The organism is Chelativorans sp. YIM 93263 (assembly GCF_028767125.1).
In the GTDB taxonomy this organism is placed as follows: domain Bacteria; phylum Pseudomonadota; class Alphaproteobacteria; order Rhizobiales; family Rhizobiaceae; genus Chelativorans.
Map to the genome: position 1 here is coordinate 456375 of NZ_JAKCWP010000001.1, position 17138 is coordinate 473512.

At 59.4% G+C, this 17138-nt stretch carries 19 protein-coding genes; 15 read left to right on the forward strand and 4 right to left on the reverse strand.

All coding sequences use genetic code 11. The annotated features are described in order from the left end of the window. Positions 1-8 precede the first annotated feature (8 nt). A complete protein-coding gene (hslV, locus tag LY631_RS02230; protein ID WP_274423477.1) occupies positions 9-557 on the reverse strand; it encodes an ATP-dependent protease subunit HslV in 549 nt (182 codons plus the stop codon). A 152-nt stretch (positions 558-709) separates the two neighbouring features. Between hslV and hisB the strand changes: the two genes are divergently transcribed. Genes hisB through coaA form a run of 7 tightly spaced genes read left to right on the forward strand, consistent with a single transcriptional unit; the run spans position 710 to position 5312 of the window. Beyond that, positions 710-1309, forward strand: a complete 600-nt coding sequence (hisB, locus tag LY631_RS02235; protein WP_274423478.1) for an imidazoleglycerol-phosphate dehydratase HisB — start codon at positions 710-712, stop codon at positions 1307-1309. A 5-nt stretch (positions 1310-1314) separates the two neighbouring features. Then, complete coding sequence (locus tag LY631_RS02240) at positions 1315-1800, forward strand: DUF2628 domain-containing protein (protein WP_274423479.1); 486 nt, start codon at positions 1315-1317, stop codon at positions 1798-1800. 2 nt (positions 1801-1802) lie between these two features. Next, a complete protein-coding gene (gene hisH / locus LY631_RS02245; protein WP_274423480.1) occupies positions 1803-2453 on the forward strand; it encodes an imidazole glycerol phosphate synthase subunit HisH in 651 nt (216 codons plus the stop codon). Beyond that, positions 2450-3184: a 1-(5-phosphoribosyl)-5-[(5-phosphoribosylamino)methylideneamino]imidazole-4-carboxamide isomerase gene (gene hisA / locus LY631_RS02250; protein WP_274423481.1), complete on the forward strand. Its 735-nt coding sequence runs from the start codon at positions 2450-2452 to the stop codon at positions 3182-3184. Before hisH ends, hisA begins: the two co-directional genes overlap by 4 nt. After that, entirely contained in the window at positions 3181-3963 is a 783-nt protein-coding gene (gene hisF / locus LY631_RS02255; protein ID WP_274423482.1) for an imidazole glycerol phosphate synthase subunit HisF, read from the forward strand. The genes hisA and hisF overlap by 4 nt, the downstream gene beginning before the upstream one ends. A gap of 10 nt (positions 3964-3973) precedes the next feature. Further along, positions 3974-4315 carry a phosphoribosyl-ATP diphosphatase gene (locus tag LY631_RS02260; protein ID WP_274423483.1) on the forward strand — a complete coding sequence of 114 codons (342 nt, stop codon included), beginning with the start codon at positions 3974-3976 and terminating at the stop codon, positions 4313-4315. Positions 4316-4352: 37 nt separating this feature from the next. Beyond that, entirely contained in the window at positions 4353-5312 is a 960-nt protein-coding gene (gene coaA / locus LY631_RS02265; RefSeq protein WP_274423485.1) for a type I pantothenate kinase, read from the forward strand. Here coaA and LY631_RS02270 read toward each other — a convergent pair. The 3 genes from LY631_RS02270 to LY631_RS02280 form a co-directional block, all read right to left on the reverse strand. Continuing rightward, a complete protein-coding gene (locus LY631_RS02270) occupies positions 5309-5926 on the reverse strand; it encodes an alpha-ketoglutarate-dependent dioxygenase AlkB family protein (RefSeq protein ID WP_274423486.1) in 618 nt (205 codons plus the stop codon). The genes coaA and LY631_RS02270 overlap by 4 nt on opposite strands. 75 nt (positions 5927-6001) lie before the next feature. Next, entirely contained in the window at positions 6002-6436 is a 435-nt protein-coding gene (gene arfB, locus LY631_RS02275; RefSeq protein WP_274423487.1) for an alternative ribosome rescue aminoacyl-tRNA hydrolase ArfB, read from the reverse strand. A 92-nt stretch (positions 6437-6528) separates the two neighbouring features. Beyond that, entirely contained in the window at positions 6529-8139 is a 1611-nt protein-coding gene (locus tag LY631_RS02280) for a phosphoenolpyruvate carboxykinase (protein WP_274423488.1), read from the reverse strand. A gap of 337 nt (positions 8140-8476) precedes the next feature. On the opposite strand from LY631_RS02280, the gene LY631_RS02285 reads away from it, so the two are divergent. From LY631_RS02285 to tsaE, 8 genes are all read left to right on the forward strand, one after another. Next, complete coding sequence (locus tag LY631_RS02285) at positions 8477-9178, forward strand: response regulator transcription factor (RefSeq protein WP_274423489.1); 702 nt, start codon at positions 8477-8479, stop codon at positions 9176-9178. A gap of 15 nt (positions 9179-9193) precedes the next feature. Then, entirely contained in the window at positions 9194-10975 is a 1782-nt protein-coding gene (locus tag LY631_RS02290; protein WP_274423490.1) for a sensor histidine kinase, read from the forward strand. Continuing rightward, positions 10976-11446: an HPr kinase/phosphorylase gene (locus tag LY631_RS02295; RefSeq protein ID WP_274423491.1), complete on the forward strand. Its 471-nt coding sequence runs from the start codon at positions 10976-10978 to the stop codon at positions 11444-11446. 218 nt (positions 11447-11664) lie between these two features. Beyond that, complete coding sequence (locus LY631_RS02300) at positions 11665-12066, forward strand: PTS sugar transporter subunit IIA (protein ID WP_274423492.1); 402 nt, start codon at positions 11665-11667, stop codon at positions 12064-12066. Further along, positions 12063-12368: an HPr family phosphocarrier protein gene (locus tag LY631_RS02305; protein ID WP_274423493.1), complete on the forward strand. Its 306-nt coding sequence runs from the start codon at positions 12063-12065 to the stop codon at positions 12366-12368. The genes LY631_RS02300 and LY631_RS02305 overlap by 4 nt, the downstream gene beginning before the upstream one ends. A 113-nt stretch (positions 12369-12481) precedes the next feature. Continuing rightward, on the forward strand, positions 12482-13879 hold the full coding sequence (gene ahcY, locus LY631_RS02310) for an adenosylhomocysteinase (RefSeq protein WP_274423494.1): 1398 nt from the start codon (positions 12482-12484) through the stop codon (positions 13877-13879). A gap of 189 nt (positions 13880-14068) precedes the next feature. After that, positions 14069-16591, forward strand: a complete 2523-nt coding sequence (locus LY631_RS02315; protein ID WP_445082821.1) for an ATP-binding protein — start codon at positions 14069-14071, stop codon at positions 16589-16591. A gap of 3 nt (positions 16592-16594) precedes the next feature. Further along, positions 16595-17068 (forward strand): tRNA (adenosine(37)-N6)-threonylcarbamoyltransferase complex ATPase subunit type 1 TsaE, encoded by a 474-nt coding sequence (gene tsaE, locus LY631_RS02320; RefSeq protein ID WP_274423496.1) that lies wholly within the window; start codon positions 16595-16597, stop codon positions 17066-17068. Positions 17069-17138 lie beyond the last annotated feature (70 nt).

Sequence of the window (17138 nt, forward strand, 5' to 3'; positions counted from 1 at the left end):
TATAGTCCTCAGCCGGCATCCAGCGTTTCCAGAATGATGTTGTCGTTTGTGTAGATGCAGATGCTGGCTGCGATTTCCATGGCGCGCCGCGCGATCTCTTCGGCATCCCTGTCCGTGTCGACGAGCGCGCGTGCCGCCGCAAGGGCGTAATTGCCGCCCGAGCCGATCGCCATCACTCCCTGCTCGGGTTCCAGCACGTCTCCGGTGCCGGTCAGCGCCAGCGTCACGTTTTTGTCGGCCACCAGCATCATGGCTTCCAGCCGGCGCAGATAGCGGTCCGTCCGCCAGTCCTTCGCCAGTTCGACACAGGCACGGGTGAGCTGGTCGGGATACTGCTCCAGCTTGCCTTCCAGCCGCTCCAAAAGCGTGAAGGCGTCAGCCGTCGCGCCGGCGAAACCGGCAATAACATTGCCTTTGCCAATTCGGCGCACCTTGCGCGCGTTGCCCTTCATCACCGTCTGGCCGAAGCTCACCTGCCCGTCACCGGCGATGACGACCTTGTCGCCTTTGCGAACGGTGACGATCGTGGTGGCATGCATTGATGGATTATCGCTCATGAAGAACTCCTTGGTGCCGTTGCGGCGGCACTTCGAGGCCATATGTAAGACCCGGTAAAAAGAATGCAAACACCCTGGGCCCGTGCGCATGGCTGGCATTCACCCCGGACATGCTCTAAAAGGCGAGCCTCGATGCCTGCAGAGGGAATGCCATGGCAGCGCGCCAAGCCGAGATCACCCGTAAGACGAACGAGACCGAAGTCACCGCCTCCGTCAATCTTGATGGTGAGGGACGTTTTGAGATTGGCACCGGTATCGGCTTCTTCGATCATATGCTGGAGCAGCTTTCGCGCCATTCGCTGATCGATATCAGCGTGACAGCGAAGGGTGATCTGCATATCGACGATCATCATACTGTGGAAGATTGCGGCATCGCAATCGGCCAGGCGATTTCAAAAGCACTCGGTGAGCGCCGCGGCATCACACGCTATGCATCTCTCGATCTGGCCATGGACGAAGCATTGACGCGCGCCGCGGTTGATCTGTCCGGTCGACCCTTCCTGGTCTGGAAGGTGGTCTTCCCTTCCTCGAAGGTCGGCACGTTCGATACCGAACTGGTGGGTGAGTTCTTCCAGGCTCTGGCCCAGAATGCGGGCATTACTCTGCATGTGATGAATCTCTATGGGACCAATGCTCATCATATTGCGGAAACCTGCTTCAAGGCGACCGCGCGCGTGCTGCGGACAGCCTGCGAACATGATCCGCGTCAGCCGGACGCGATCCCGTCGACCAAAGGCACGTTGAGCGACTGAGACAGATGGCAAGCTACGTCGTTCTCGAACCTCCAGAAGCGCCCGACAGGGTGGAACGGGCCGTTCTTGTGCGCGATGGGTTCGCCTTCTTCGCGTTTCTGGTGCCGTTCCTGTGGTTTCTCTGGCATCGCATGTGGATCGAGGCGATCCTCGTCATCCTGGCAACGATCGCGATCGCTGTGCTCGGCGGCCAACTGGGCCATGCGAGCCTCGGGACGCTTCTCTCGCTCCTCCTAGCGTTCTTCATCGGGGTGGAAGCGCAGAACTTCCGTGTCAATGCGCTCCGCAGGCGTGGTTGGAACGTCTGGGGGGTCGTGGAAGGGCGTGACCGCGAAGAAGCCGAACTTCGCTATGCGGCGGAAGTTGAACCGACGTCCGAACAAAGACCGGCCGCCGCGCCGCCGAGTGCTCCGGCAACCATGCGGCCTCATGGAAAGGGGCCGAAGGCGTCCTCATCTTTCGGACTGCTTGTTTATCCGCGGAGGAGCTGAACGTGCGCATCGCCATCATCGATTATGGTTCTGGCAATCTGCGTTCCGCCACCAGGGCGTTCGAACGCGCGGCGAGCGAATCCGGCATCTCCGCCCAAATCGATCTCACGGATGACGCCGAGCGCGTGCGCACGGCCGACCGCATCGTCCTGCCAGGTGTGGGCGCATACGCCGACTGCCGGGCCGGCCTGGACGCGGTTCCCGGCATGATGGAAGCGATCGAGGAAGCCGCTATCGGCAAAGCCCGGCCCTTTCTCGGCATCTGCGTGGGCATGCAGCTCATGTCCGAGCGTGGATTGGAGAAGACGACTACGGAGGGATTCGGCTGGATTGCCGGGGATGTGACCGAGATCACACCCGACGACCCCGCCCTGAAGGTTCCCCAGATCGGGTGGAACACGATTCACGTGAAACATTCCCACCCGCTCTTCGACGGAATCGATACGGGCCCGGATGGCCTCCACGCTTACTTCGTACACTCCTATCACCTGGCGGCGAAACGCGCAGACGACATCCTGGCTGTGACCGACTATGGCGGTGAGATCACCGCAGCCGTTTCCCGCGGCAATCTTGCCGGCACACAATTCCACCCTGAAAAGAGCCAGACACTCGGCCTGGCCCTGATCGCAAATTTCTTGAAGTGGACTCCATGATTCTGTTCCCCGCCATTGATCTAAAAGACGGCGAATGTGTGCGCCTTAAGCTTGGCGAGATGAGCCAGGCGACTGTCTACAACACCGATCCCGCCGCCCAGGCAAAGACCTTCGAGAGGCAGGGTTTCGAGTGGCTCCACGTGGTCGATCTCAATGGTGCCTTCGCGGGTGACAGCGTCAATGGTGCTGCCGTCGAAGCCATCCTGAATGCGACGGCAAACCCGGTGCAACTCGGCGGTGGCATCCGCTCCCTCGCTCAGATTGAGGCTTGGCTCGAGAAAGGCCTTACGCGCGTGATCCTGGGTACGGCCGCTGTTCGCGAGCCGGAGCTGGTGCACGAGGCCTGCCGGAAATTCCCGGGCAAAATCGCGGTCGGGATCGACGCGCGCCGCGGTAAGGTAGCCGTCGAAGGCTGGGCGGAAACCTCCGATCTCTCCGCTGCGGAGCTTGCGAAGCGATTCGAAGGCGCAGGCGTGGCAGCGATCATCTACACTGATATCGACCGCGACGGCGTGCTCACCGGGATTAACTGGGATGCGACCATCGCCCTGGCGGACATCGTCGATATTCCGGTCATCGCATCTGGAGGCTTGGCTTCAATGTCCGATATCGAGCGCATGACGCAGCCTGATGCGGGAAGGCTCGCAGGCGCCATTTCGGGCCGGGCGCTCTATGACGGGCGCATTGACCCGGTGGAAGCTCTCGAAACACTGCGGAAGACGCGCCAATGACTCTGAAAGCCCGCGTCATTCCCTGCTTGGACGTCCATAACGGCCGTGTCGTCAAGGGTGTCAACTTCGTTGATCTCGTCGATGCCGGCGATCCGGTGGAAGCGGCGAAAGCCTATGATGCAGCCGGCGCGGATGAGCTCTGCTTCCTCGACATTACGGCCAGTCACGAAAACCGCGAGACGATCTTCGATGTCGTCGCGAGCACGGCCGAGCAGTGTTTCATGCCGCTCACCGTTGGCGGCGGTGTGCGCGAGGTAGCCGATATCCGCAAGCTGCTTCTGGCCGGGGCCGATAAGGTTTCCATCAACACCGCTGCCGTCAGGGATCCGGAGTTTGTCGCCCGCGCGGCTGACAAGTTTGGTAACCAGTGCATCGTTGTCGCGATCGACGCCAAGAGAGTTTCGAGCGAACATGAGCCTGAACGCTGGGAGATTTTCACCCATGGCGGCCGGACTGCAACCGGCATAGACGCCGTCGAATTCGCCGCTCGCGTCGCGGCGCTCGGCGCCGGCGAGCTCCTTTTGACCTCCATGGATCGGGATGGAACGAAGGCCGGTTACGACATCGCTTTGACACGCGCTATAACTGATGCCGTTCGAGTTCCGGTCATTGCGTCGGGCGGTGTCGGCACGCTGGAGCACCTGGTCGGCGGTATCCTCAACGGACATGCAGCCGCCGTGCTTGCTGCTTCGATCTTTCACTTCGGGACCTACACGATTGGCGAGGCAAAACGATATATGGCGGAGGCGGGCATTCCCATGCGGCTGGACCGTGTATAATGATGCGTTCATGAGCGAGTTCGACCTGACCAGACTTGAGGCTATTATCGCCGAGCGCGCCGACTCCGGCGCGTCGGACTCCTGGACAGCGAAGCTCCTTGCGGAGGGCATGAACAAGGCTGCGCAAAAACTTGGCGAAGAAGCCGTGGAAACGGTCATTGCGGCTGTAAATGGCGATCGCAAGACGTTGATCTCCGAAAGCGCTGACCTTCTTTATCACTGGCTTGTCGTCCTGAAGGCAGCGGATATCGGCCTGGACGAAGTGATGGCTGAACTGCAAGCGCGCACTGGCCGCTCGGGCATTGCGGAAAAGACCGCTCGTGGCAATCCGCCGGCCGGTAATGCCGAATAGGATGGCGGATCCAGGATCAGATACGGAAAGATCGCTGATGGACCAGCTTGTTTCGTCTGAACGTTACTCCCCCTACCGCTTATTCACCGCTGAGCGCTGGGCAAAGTTTCGCGACGACACGCCCCTGACCCTAACCGAGGATGAAGTGCGGCGGCTGCGCTCGCTCAACGACCCGGTCGATCTTGAGGAGGTCGGCCGTATTTACCTGTCGCTTTCGCGGCTCTTGTCAGCGCATGTCGAGGCAAGTCAGATCCTCTTTCGTCAGCGCCAGGTCTTTTTCGATGCCAACGAGGCGGTGAAAGCGCCGTTCATCATCGGCATTGCCGGGTCGGTTGCAGTGGGAAAATCGACGACCGCGCGCGTGCTCAAGGAGCTTCTGGCGCGCTGGCCTTCGACGCCGAAGGTGGATCTGGTCACTACGGACGGCTTTCTCTACCCGAACGATGTGCTGCGACGGGAAGGCCTGATGGAGCGTAAGGGCTTCCCGGAAAGCTACGATGTCGGCGCGATCCTGCGCTTTCTTTCCGGCATCAAGGCGGGCCTTCCCAATGCGCGCGCACCGGTTTATTCGCACTTTACCTATGATGTACTGTCGGGCGAATACGTCACAATCGATCGCCCCGACATCCTCATTTTCGAGGGCATCAACGTTCTCCAGACCCGGGATCTGCCAGCCGACGGCAAAGCGGTACCTTTCGTCTCGGATTTCTTCGACTTCTCAATCTATATCGATGCACCGGAAGAACTGATCCACCAATGGTATGTTGAACGGTTCACGCGTTTGCGCGAGACTGCGTTCAAGGATCCGAGATCCTTTTTCCATCGCTACTCGGAATTGTCCGACAATGCCGCGCTGGCGATCGCGGAGCAGCTCTGGAACAATATCAACCTTAAGAACCTGCGCGAAAATATTTTGCCAACGCGCCCCCGGGCAGATCTCATTCTGCGCAAGGGCACCAACCATCTGGTTCAGGAAGTCGCGCTGCGAAAGCTCTAATCCGGGGCGGTCACCCGCCGCAACGTCAGATTGATCCGGCCGCCGCTTTTCAAAAGGTCGCAGGTGCCGGAATATATGCGTCCTACGCCGTGATAGCGCAGTCGTCCTTCTCCGCCGAGCACCAAGAGATCGCCGCTTTCCAGACGAAAGGAAACGGTCTTCCCCGAGCGGCTCATTCCACCAACGCGAAAAAGGCAGGCGTCCCCAAGTGAAACGGAGACCACCGGCGCGTCGAACACCTCTTCGTCACGGTCCTGGTGCAGCCCCATTTTTGCGGAGCTGTCATAAAAAATGACAAGACAGGCCTGCGGCGGATGGGGGTAATGCGATACCTGCTCCCAAAGCGCAAGCAGCCGTTCGGGGATGGCCGGCCAGCGCTTGCCTGTAATCGGATGCGTCCCCTGATAACGGTAGCCGCGCTCTTTGTCGGTCAGCCAGCCGAGTGCCCCGCAATTGGTCATGCGCACACTCATCGACTTGCCCGTGCGCGGCATCTGCGGCACGTAAAGCGGAGCCTCGGCAGCCACCTGCCGGATATCTGTAAGAAGCGCCTCCTGCTCCTCCCGGTCGAAATAACCAGGCACGTGCCGAACGCCGTTTGGAAGACTCAACATAGAACCTCGACAGCCGTTTGATCGCCATCTCTCGTGGGATGAATGTCAGGAGGCTTGTTTTGCAACCCGAAAAAATCAATCGGAAGACACTTTGCCGCGCATTCTCTTGATCTGTGAGCGACCGGCTTTCTTCTTCAGCCGCCGCTCAACCGCTCCGCGCGAGGGCCTGGTTTTCTTTCGCGGCTTTGGTGGTGGCTCCGATGCCTTGCGCAAGAGCTCTGCGAGCCGCTCGCGCGCATCCTCCCGGTTGCGCTCCTGTGAGCGGAAGCGCGCGGCTTCGATAATGATTTGCCCATCCTTGGTAGCCCGATATCCGGCAAGCTTGAGCGCTTTCTCGCGCACCGGCTCAGGCAGGTCCCGGGCATTGGCTGCATCGAAGCGAAGCTGGACCGCCGTCGCCACCTTGTTGACGTTCTGCCCGCCGGGCCCGGAGGAACGGACGAATTGCTCCTCCAGTTCGTCGTCGTTGACGAACATACCGTCCCGAATCTCAATTCTATTCCCAGGCATTCCCGCCGTCCTGTCCGCATTAAAAGCATCACGGCGATCCCAACGGGATCGCCGTGCCTAGAGAATGGGACAGATGAGGGTTCCCGACAAGCCTACTCGGCGGCTTCACGGGGCTGCGGCGAAGCGTTCAGCACGTCTCTGTCCACATGCGCCTCGAACCGCGCGAATTTGTCGACGAACATCTCCATCAGCCGGCGCGCCTGCTTGTCATAAGCGCTCTTGTCTGCCCATGTCTCCCGCGGATTGAGAATCGTGCTGTCCACGCCGGGAACGGCGACAGGAACGGCAAAGCCAAAATGGGCATCGGTGCGGAAATCCGCCTGATTCAGCGAGCCATCCAAGGCGGCTGAAAGAAGCTTGCGGGTGACACCGATGGGCATTCGATGACCCGTGCCGTAGGCACCGCCGGTCCAGCCCGTATTCACAAGCCAGCAATCAACCCCATGCTCGGCAATCAGGTCACGCAGAAGATTGCCATAGACCGAGGGGTGACGGGGCATGAAAGGCGCGCCGAAACAGGTGGAAAAGGTGGCTTCTGGCTCGTTTACACCTCGTTCCGTGCCCGCAACCTTCGCCGTGTAGCCAGACAGGAAGTGGTACATAGCCTGTGCTGGCGTAAGGCGGGCGATCGGGGGCATGACGCCGAAGGCGTCTGCCGTCAGCATGATGATGCTTTTCGGCTGTCCCGCGCGCCCGGTCTCGCTGGCATTTGGAATAAAATGTAGCGGGTAGGCGCAGCGCGTGTTTTCCGTCAGGCTGCCGTCATCAAAATTCGGCACGCCGTTCTCGTCCAGGATGACGTTCTCGAGAACGGTCCCGAAGCGCCGAGTCGTTGCGAAAATCTCAGGCTCTGCTTCCTGCGAAAGCCGAATGGTCTTGGCGTAGCAACCGCCTTCGAAATTGAAAATGCCGTCGGCACCCCAGCCATGCTCGTCATCACCGATGAGCGTACGCGAGGAATCCGCCGAAAGCGTCGTCTTCCCCGTTCCGGAAAGCCCAAAAAACACGGCAGCGTCACCAGCCGGGCCTGCATTCGCCGAACAATGCATCGGCATGACGTCGCGCGTCGGCAGGATATAGTTCAACGCTGTGAACACCGATTTCTTCATCTCGCCGGCATAGGCAGTGCCGCCGATCAGAACCACCATGCGCTTGAAATCGATGGCGATGACGGTCTCGCTGCGGCAGCCATGTCGTGTCGGGTCCGCCTTGAAGGACGGCAGGTCGATGATCGTCATCTTGGGCACGAAACGCGATAGTTCCTCACGCTTCGGCCGGATCAGGAGATTGCGGATGAAGAGCGAGTGCCAGGCATATTCGGTGATCACGCGCGTCGGCAGCGCATTGTCGGGATCGGCGCCGCCGACCAGGTCCTGGACAAAAAGGTCGAGCTCTTCCGCGTGGCGCCTGAAATCTGCGTAGAGCGTTTCGAACTGCTCGGGCGAAACCGCTTTGTTATTGTCCCACCAGATGGTGTTGTCCGTATCGGCATCCCGGACAATGAATTTGTCCGTTGGCGAGCGGCCGGTATGTGTGCCTGTCCGCGCGACGATTGCGCCATGCTCAGAAAGTCCAGCTTCACCGCGCCGGATCGCCTCCTCGTAAAGGCGGGATATGGACAGGTTGTAATAAACCGTTCCTCGCGTCGTGAGCCCGTTATCTTCGATGCTGGTGGCGGGATTGCGCCGGTCGGTCTCGTTCATCAATCATCACCCTACTGACATTCTTGCTGGACTGCCGGCACCGAGCGGGTTCGATGGCAGGTGTCCTAGTCAGGAGCAGAAAAACATAACGATTTCAAATTATTAATCGATTTAAACATTTTTGTATCCTGCTAAATCGGTTATATGGACGGTCGGGACGGCGTGGAAACGCCCGCACACCAAGGAGGCCGGCAGTTTGCGTGAAACGGTCGCACCGGGAGCACGTGAGTGACTCGGCCCGGAGAATGTGCCACATTTTGTACCCAATTTGTCCTGCAAGTGCCCTGCCGAAGCAGCAGGAAAGGGACGCGTGCATATTATGAGGGAGCCACAGGACATGGCAACAATCGCACTTGTTGACGACGATCGGAACATCCTGACGTCCGTCTCAATTGCGCTGGAATCGGAAGGTTATCGGGTCGAAACCTACACGGACGGAGCATCCGCTCTCGAGGGATTGTCCGCGCGCCCACCCAGCCTTGCCATTCTGGACATCAAGATGCCGCGCATGGATGGAATGGAACTGCTCCGCCGTCTGCGGCAGAAGAGCGATATGCCCGTTATATTCCTGACGTCGAAAGACGACGAGATCGACGAGTTGTTCGGGCTCAAGATGGGGGCTGACGATTTCGTCCGCAAACCGTTTTCACAGCGGCTCCTGGTCGAGCGTGTCCGCGCCGTGCTGCGCCGGGCGAGCGCCCGCGAAAACACGACCAAAATACCGGATACGCAGTCGCGTTCGCTTGAGCGCGGTCATCTCGTCATGGACCAGGAGCGCCACACCTGCACCTGGAAGGGCGAGCCCGTCACGCTGACGGTGACGGAGTTTCTGATACTCCATTCCCTCGCTCAGCGTCCCGGCGTGGTGAAAAGTCGCGACTCTCTTATGGATTCCGCCTATGACGAACAGGTATATGTAGACGATCGCACCATCGATAGCCACATCAAGCGGCTGCGAAAGAAGTTTAAGACGGTCGATGGCGACTTCGACATGATCGAGACGCTATATGGTGTCGGCTATCGTTTCCGAGAGGCGTAACGAGTAAGTATCTGAATGGCCTTTGAGGCGCGAGAAAGGCACACGGCGGCTGAAGTGAACAGCAAGCCGGCACGGCCTGCCGCATGGCTGCTGAACCGGCTGGCCCTGCCGCTCCGCCGTATGTTGGGCCATTTTCTTTTTTCCAGCCTCACGCGCCGCATTCTTATCCTGAATTTCAGCGCGATCGCGGTTCTGGTAATCGGTATTCTATACCTCAATCAATTCCGCGATGCGCTCATAGACGCCCAGACCCAAAGTCTCAGGACCCAGGGCGAGATTATCGCGGGGGCTATCGCCGCGTCGGCGACGGTGGAAACCGACGCGATCATGATCGACCCGGACAGACTTCTGGAGTTGCAGGCGGGCGAGTCTCTGCCCCCGGCGACAGGGCAACTCGAGAGCCTCGAATTTCCGATCAATCCTGAGATTGTCGCCCCCCTTCTGCGCCGGCTCATCACACCGGAAGAAACACGCGCGCGCATTTATGATCGTGACGCCAACCTGCTGCTCGATTCTCGGCATCTCTATTCCAGGGGACAGATTCTTCGTTACGGATTACCGGCCGTAGACGAGGAAAGCGAAGGCCTGTTCGACTGGTTCAAGAATAGCTTCAACTCATTTTTCCAGTCTAACGATCTGCCGATCGATCGCGAGCAGCCGGGTGGCAGCGGCGTGGCCTATGAGGAGGTCATGTCCGCGCTGTCGGGGGGGGAAGCCGGCGCCGTGGTGCGCCGCAGCGAGCAGGGTGAATACATCATCTCCGTTGCTGTGCCGGTGCAACGCTTTCGCGCCGTCTTGGGCGTGCTGCAACTCTCCACCCAGGGCGACATCGACCGGATCCTCGCTGAAGAACGAAAGTCCATCCTGAAAGTCTTCGGCGTGGCCGCGGTGGTGACGGCCATACTGTCGCTGCTCCTGGCATCCACCATAGCCAATCCTCTGCGGCGCCTCTCTGCCGCGGCTATCCGTGTTCGCCGGGGCGTCCGCAACCGTGAGGAAATACCTGATTTCTCACATCGCCAGGATGAAATTGGAAACCTGTCGATCGCGCTCAGGGACATGACGAAGGCGCTCTATGCCCGCATCGACGCCATCGAGAGCTTTGCCGCTGATGTAGCCCACGAGTTGAAAAATCCCCTCACCTCACTCGGTAGCGCGGTGGAGACCCTGCCGCTCGCCAGAGATCAAAATGCGCGTGACCGGCTGATGGAGGTGATCCAGCACGATGTGCGGCGGCTCGACCGGCTAATTACGGATATCTCGAATGCATCGCGTCTTGATGCGGAGTTCGCGCGTGAAGATTCCGAGCCCATCGATCTCAAGTCGTTCGTTGCCGAAATCGCCGGAGGTGCGCGGAAGATAGGCGCGAAGAAGAAGCTGGTCGACATCCGCTTCGAGGTGGAAGGCAAAGCCGATCAGAGTTTTGTCGTTTCGGGGCACGATCTGCGGCTCGGCCAGGTTTTCACCAACCTCATCGAGAATGCCCGGTCCTTTGTCCCGGAAGAGGATGGCCGGATCACGCTTACCTTAACACGCGTCGGGCCCCGGATATTCATTACAATCGAGGACAACGGCCCGGGCATTCGCGCTGACGACATCGAACGCATATTCGAGCGTTTTTACACGGATCGCCCGGCCGGCGAGGCCTTTGGTCAGAATTCCGGGCTTGGCCTGTCGATCAGCCGACAGATTATCGAGGCACATGGCGGTACGTTGACCGCCGAAAACATTCCGGGCGCAAAACCGGGCGAGTTCAAGGGCGCGCGTTTCACCATTTGCCTGCCGGCGGAGGAATGAGTGTCGAAGGCGAACGCCCATGGCACACTGGTGATTGCGGACACGCACGGCGTTCTCATCACCGGTCCGTCAGGCGCGGGCAAGTCAGCGCTCGCTTTGGAAATCATACGCTATTGTGCGGAGTATGGCCGGCTTGCGCGGCTCATCTGTGACGACCAGGTGCTTCTTGGTGTGCACAACGGCCGTGTCCTAGGCCGTGCCGCGCCGTCGATCGCCGGGCAGATCGAAGCGCGCGGCTATGGTCCTGTGTCCATTGCGCATGAGCCGGCGGCTGTGATCGATCTTGTGGTGCAGATTGCACCGGGCTCCGGGCATCCAGCCCGGCTCCAGTATGACGAAGAGGCCGTCGTCATAGGCGTTCCACTGCCCTCGCTGCAATGCAGCCGGCATGATATGGCAAGCGCCGTACGCGCGATAGCGGCTCGGCTCCGATTGCCGCCATTTGCCGACGATTCGAGTAAAATCGATTAAATCGTGGCACTGGCTCATCTATGATGCATTCTGGATTGACAAAACCGCGCTGTTGTCGTGAGGCAGGAAAAGTGCACTCATTCAGGGGATAAACACTGCATGTGCCTAATTGGACGGAGTGGCGGCGTGACAGCCTTGAGCGGTGCAGGCAGAATTGGGAACAGGGATGAGATGCGCTCTGCCGGGGAGCGGGCAGAGTTCGGCGGGGTTTGGCGGCGATGATTGGAGTGGTTCTCGTCACGCACGGCAGGCTGGCCGAGGAATTCCGCCATGCGGTGGAGCACGTGGTGGGGCCGCAAGACAATTTCGAAACGGTCTCCATTGGCGCCGAGGATGACATGGAGCAGCGCCGCCACGATATAGTCGATGCGGTCTCGCGCGTTGACGCGGGCACCGGCGTCGTCATTCTGACGGACATGTTCGGCGGGACGCCCTCCAATCTCGCCATTTCCGTGATGGATCCCGGTCGTGTCGAAGTCGTGGCTGGTATGAACCTCCCAATGCTGATCAAGCTTTCCAGCATACGCGCGCAGGATAGTATGTCCGCTACGCTCGATGAGGCTCAGAAGGCCGGGCGCAAATACATCAATGTGGCAAGTCAGGTGCTTAACGGGAAATGAGCGTGCCGACCTCCAAGACGACCGAAGGCGAAGTCGTCACCCGCAAATTCACGATCGTCAACCAGCGCGGGCTGCACGCCCGGGCATCTGCCAAGTTCGTGCAGGTTGTGGACAGCTACGATGCGCGCGTGACGGTGGAAAAGGACGATATCTCGGTCGGCGGCACTTCGATCATGGGGCTGATGATGCTTGCGGCAAGCCCGGGCTGCCACATCCGCGTGACAGCCCGCGGCCCGCAGGCGAAAGAACTGGTGGACGCGCTTGATCGCCTCATTTCCACACGTTTCGGTGAGGAGAACTGATAGCGATATAAAGATTTCTTTATATCGTTGTGGCTTGCCGCACGATCTGCTACGTCCTGTCCCCAAGAGTGCCGCGTTGAAGGCGCTTAGATCACGACAGATGGAGCTGCAATATGGCTGCCGACGATTACGTCATTGCCGATATCTCTCTGGCTGCCTGGGGCCGCAAGGAGATCGAGATAGCCGAAACGGAGATGCCGGGCCTCGTGGCTTGCCGGCAGGAGTTCGGCGACAAGAAGCCCCTGAAGGGCGCGCGCATTTCCGGCTCGCTGCACATGACCATCCAGACAGCCGTACTGATCGAGACCCTGCAGGCTCTGGGTGCTGAGGTGCGCTGGGCTTCGTGTAACGTTTTTTCTACCCAGGACCACGCTGCCGCCGCTATCGCCGAGACCGGCACGCCGGTGTTTGCGGTTAAGGGTGAAACGTTGGAGGAATACTGGTCCTATACGGACCGGATCTTCCAGTGGGCCGATGGTGAGCCCTCCAACATGATTCTGGATGATGGTGGCGACGCCACGATGTATATCCTGCTTGGTGCGCGTGCCGAGGATGGAGAGGACGTCCTGTCGAATCCCGGTAACGAGGAAGAGGAAATTCTCTTCGCGCAAATCAGGAAGCGCATGGCGGAAACGCCCGGCTTCTTCAGCCGCCAGCGCAAAGCCATTCGCGGCGTCACCGAGGAGACGACGACCGGCGTGAACCGGCTTTACCAACTCCAGAAGAAAGGGCTTCTGCCTTTCCCGGCCATCAATGTGAACGACTCGGTCACAAAGTCGAAGTTCGACAATAAGTATGGCTGCAAGGAATCCCTGGTCGACGGCATTCGCCGTGCCACCGATGTCATGATGGCCGGCAAGGTCGCCGTCGTCTGCGGATATGGCGATGTCGGCAAGGGTTCGGCCCAGTCGTTAGCCGGGGCCGGTGCCCGCGTAAAGGTCACCGAGGCGGATCCGATCTGCGCGCTGCAGGCCGCCATGGACGGTTTTGAGGTGGTGACGCTCGAGGAAGTCGCCTCGACGGCAGACATCATCATCACCACCACCGGCAACAAGGATGTCGTCACGCTGGATGAAATGCGCAAGATGAAGGACATGGCGATCCTCGGCAATATCGGCCATTTCGATAATGAGATCGAGGTCTCCTCCCTGCGCAATCTTAAATGGACCAACATCAAGCCGCAGGTAGATATGATCGAGTTCCCGGACGGGAAGCGCATCATTCTGCTTTCGGAAGGGCGCTTGCTGAATCTCGGAAACGCCACGGGCCATCCAAGCTTCGTCATGTCCGCTTCCTTCACCAACCAGGTTCTCGCACAGATCGAGCTATGGGCGCGCACGGGCCAGTATGAAAACAAGGTCTACGTGCTGCCCAAGCACCTAGACGAAAAGGTAGCCCGGCTTCATCTCGACAAGCTTGGCGCGAAACTCACTGAGCTCACCGCCGAGCAGGCCGCCTATATAGGCGTGAGTCCGCAAGGTCCGTTCAAGCCTGATCACTATAGATACTGAGTTTTGTTTAGAGAAACACAAGATATTGATGCCGGGTCATAAAGCCATGATCCGGCATTATTTTTGTCGAGCATTCTTCTTCACGCGGATTCTCCCAACGGTTACAGTACAGTGATTCGAGGAAAGCGCCGATCAGAGAGCTGGCGCAGCCATGGTCTTGGAAATCGCGCGGCGGAGAGGAACAGGAATATGCCGGGGCTGGACCCGTTTTCCGGCGGGGCTGCAGGGCCTCAGACCCTAGGAAGTACGCGAAAGCGGATAATGGGTCGCGGATTGCGCGCATCCGTTTCGGCTCTGGCTGGTCTGTCCGTCACGGCCCAAACTGCCCTGGCCCAGCAAGGCGCCGGCGCATCTCCATCCATCGGTGCCATGGAGGTTATACATTTTTCGATTTTGGTGGGCGTTACCGGGGCTGCGCTCCTCTCGGCTATCTGGCTAATCCGCGAGCGCGCGCGCACCGCTGCGGAAAACGATAAGCTCCGGGATCGTGTCGCCGAGTTGTCGGGTGCTCTTTCCCGCTCCGAGGCGCTTCTGAATTTAAAGGACCAGCGCACCATTGTCTGGCCGGGTGGGCGCGAAAAGCCGTCGATTTTCGGCGAATTACCGGCTGACAGCGGCGCGCCGCTCGAGCGCAGTGCCTTTCTCGCCTTTGGTCGCTGGCTTATGCCGAAATCCGCATCACGCCTGGATCGGGCAACGGCAAACTTACGGGATAACGGAACCAATTTCGATCTCGTGTTGGAGACGCGCGACGGGGTTCTGCTCGAGGTTCAGGGGCGGAAATCCGCGCTGCATTCTGTGGTCCGCTTCCTTGCACTCTCAGCAGTTCAAGCTGAGCATGCGCGGCTGAAACTCGACCATGAAAGGCTGCGAATCGAAAGTGACAGCATCCGCGGTCTGATTGACAGTCTCAACATGCCATTCTGGCTCCGCGACGAGGCCGGACGCTTGAAATGGGTGAATAAGGCATATGCACGGGCAGTCGATGCCAATGAAGCCGTAGTGGCCGTTCGCGACGGTCGAGAGCTCCTGCCGACCGATGCCCGAAGCGCAATGGCCCGCCGCCATCTCGACGAACCCGTTTTGAGCGAAGCGGTTTCGACCGTTGTCGATGGTGATCGCCGCGTATTCCAGGTTACCGACTATGCTCGCCGGGAAGGCAGCGCGGGGATTGCCGTCGATACGAGCGAACTGGAAGCATTTCAGCGCGAGTATGAAAGCACATTGCGCAGCCATTCCGACACGCTGGATAAGCTTACCACTCCCGTCGCCATTTTCGATGCCAATCAGAAGCTCAAGTTTTTCAACCAGGCGTTTCGCGAGCTTTGGGATCTCGACCCCATTTTCCTCGACAGCGGGCCGGAAAACGCGCTCTTTCTCGACCGCTTGCGCAGCGAAGGTAAGCTGGCGGAACAACCGGAATGGCGACGCTGGAAAGAACAGCTTCTCTCGGCCTACCGTGTGGTGGAGCCGCAGGAGCATTGGTGGCACCTGCCGGATGGCCGCACACTGCGCGTGATTGCAAGTCCGCAACCCAAGGGTGGTGTGACTTGGGTTTTCGAGAACCTGACGGAAAAGATCGATCTGGAAAGCCGCTATAATGCGGTGGTGCAGGTGCAGGGCGAAACGCTCGACAATCTCGCGGAAGGGGTCGTGGTTTTCGGTCCCGACGGGCGTTTGCGCCTATCGAACCCGGCGTTCCAAAAATTGTGGCGTGTTCCCGACGACCTCATCCGTCGAGAGACCCACATAACAGAGCTCAAAACCGCTTGCGATCCGATGGCGCCGGAAAGCCCCTGGGGCGAGTTCGTTGGCGCCGCTACTGGGTTCGACGACGAGCGTCGTGACCGGGAGGGCCAGACCGAACTGACGGACGGCACTGTCCTCGGCTACGCCATCATTCACCTCCCGAACGGGCAAGTGATGATCACTTTCGTGGACGTGACCGACAGCACCAATGTGGAGCGCGCGCTCAAGGAAAAGAACGAGGCGCTGGAGAAGGCGGACAAGCTGAAGAACGACTTCGTGCAGCATGTCTCTTATGAGCTGCGCTCGCCGCTGACCAATATCATTGGCTTCACCGAGCTATTGGCTTTGGAAACCACAGGCCCGCTCAATCGGCGTCAGCGCGAATATGTCGATCACATCGGCTCTTCGTCGTCGCTCCTGTTGACGGTCGTCAACGACATCCTGGATTTGGCCACCGTGGATGCAGGGATCATGGAGCTGGACATCAGTGAAGTGAATATCCCGCCCATGGTCGAGGGGGCCGCCGAACTGGTCACAGAACGGCTGCGTGAGCACAACATCACGTTGGATGTCGCGGTCGAGGATGTACCGGAATGCTTTCTTGCGGACGAGAACCGCATTCGGCAAATCCTTTACAACCTTCTCAGTAACGCAGCCAATTATGCGCCCGAGAACGGTCGTATAAGCCTGTCGGCGCGGCAAACGGGCGACTGTGTGGAGTTCCGCGTCCACGATAACGGACCGGGTATCGCGCCCGATGTGCTTCAGACTATTTTCAAACGCTTCGAACCACATAATAGCGGCGGGCGCCGGCGCGGCGCTGGCTTGGGGCTATCTATCGTCAAGAGCTTTGTCGAACTTCATGGCGGCAAGGTGGAAATCGAAACCGGAGAAGGCCGCGGCACGGCGGTGAAATGTTTTCTGCCGCTGACGCCGGCGAGTATCCGCGCCGCTGCGGAATGAACCATGTCTACCCGAAAGCCCCTTGCGCGCTTTCTTCCTGATGACGAGGCGACCGAACGGTTGGGGGCGACGCTGGCACCGGCGCTGAAACCGGGCGATGTCATCGCGCTTCAAGGCGATCTCGGTATGGGCAAAAGCGCACTCGCCCGCGCGATCATTCGAACCCTGGCCGATGATCTCTCGCTGGAGGTGCCAAGCCCGACCTTCATCTTGGTGCAAAGCTATGCATTGAACCTCCCCGTCCATCACTTCGATCTCTACCGGCTATCCGATGAAAGCGAGCTTGAAGAACTGGGCCTCGCCGAGGCGATGACCAACGGACTCGTGCTGATAGAGTGGCCTGAGCGTGCCCCCGACGTGTTCGACAAGGCTATCCACATAACCTTGCGGGAAGAGGGGGATGGACGTCTTGCTGAAATTGCCGTGCCCCATCAGGCATATGCACGCATTGCAGAAGCGCTTGCTGCCTCCGGCTGACAGGGTTTGTCCACCGCGAGGCAATTTGCCTGTGTCAGCCCTTGCCGCAGGGCCTGCCACCATGGTTACA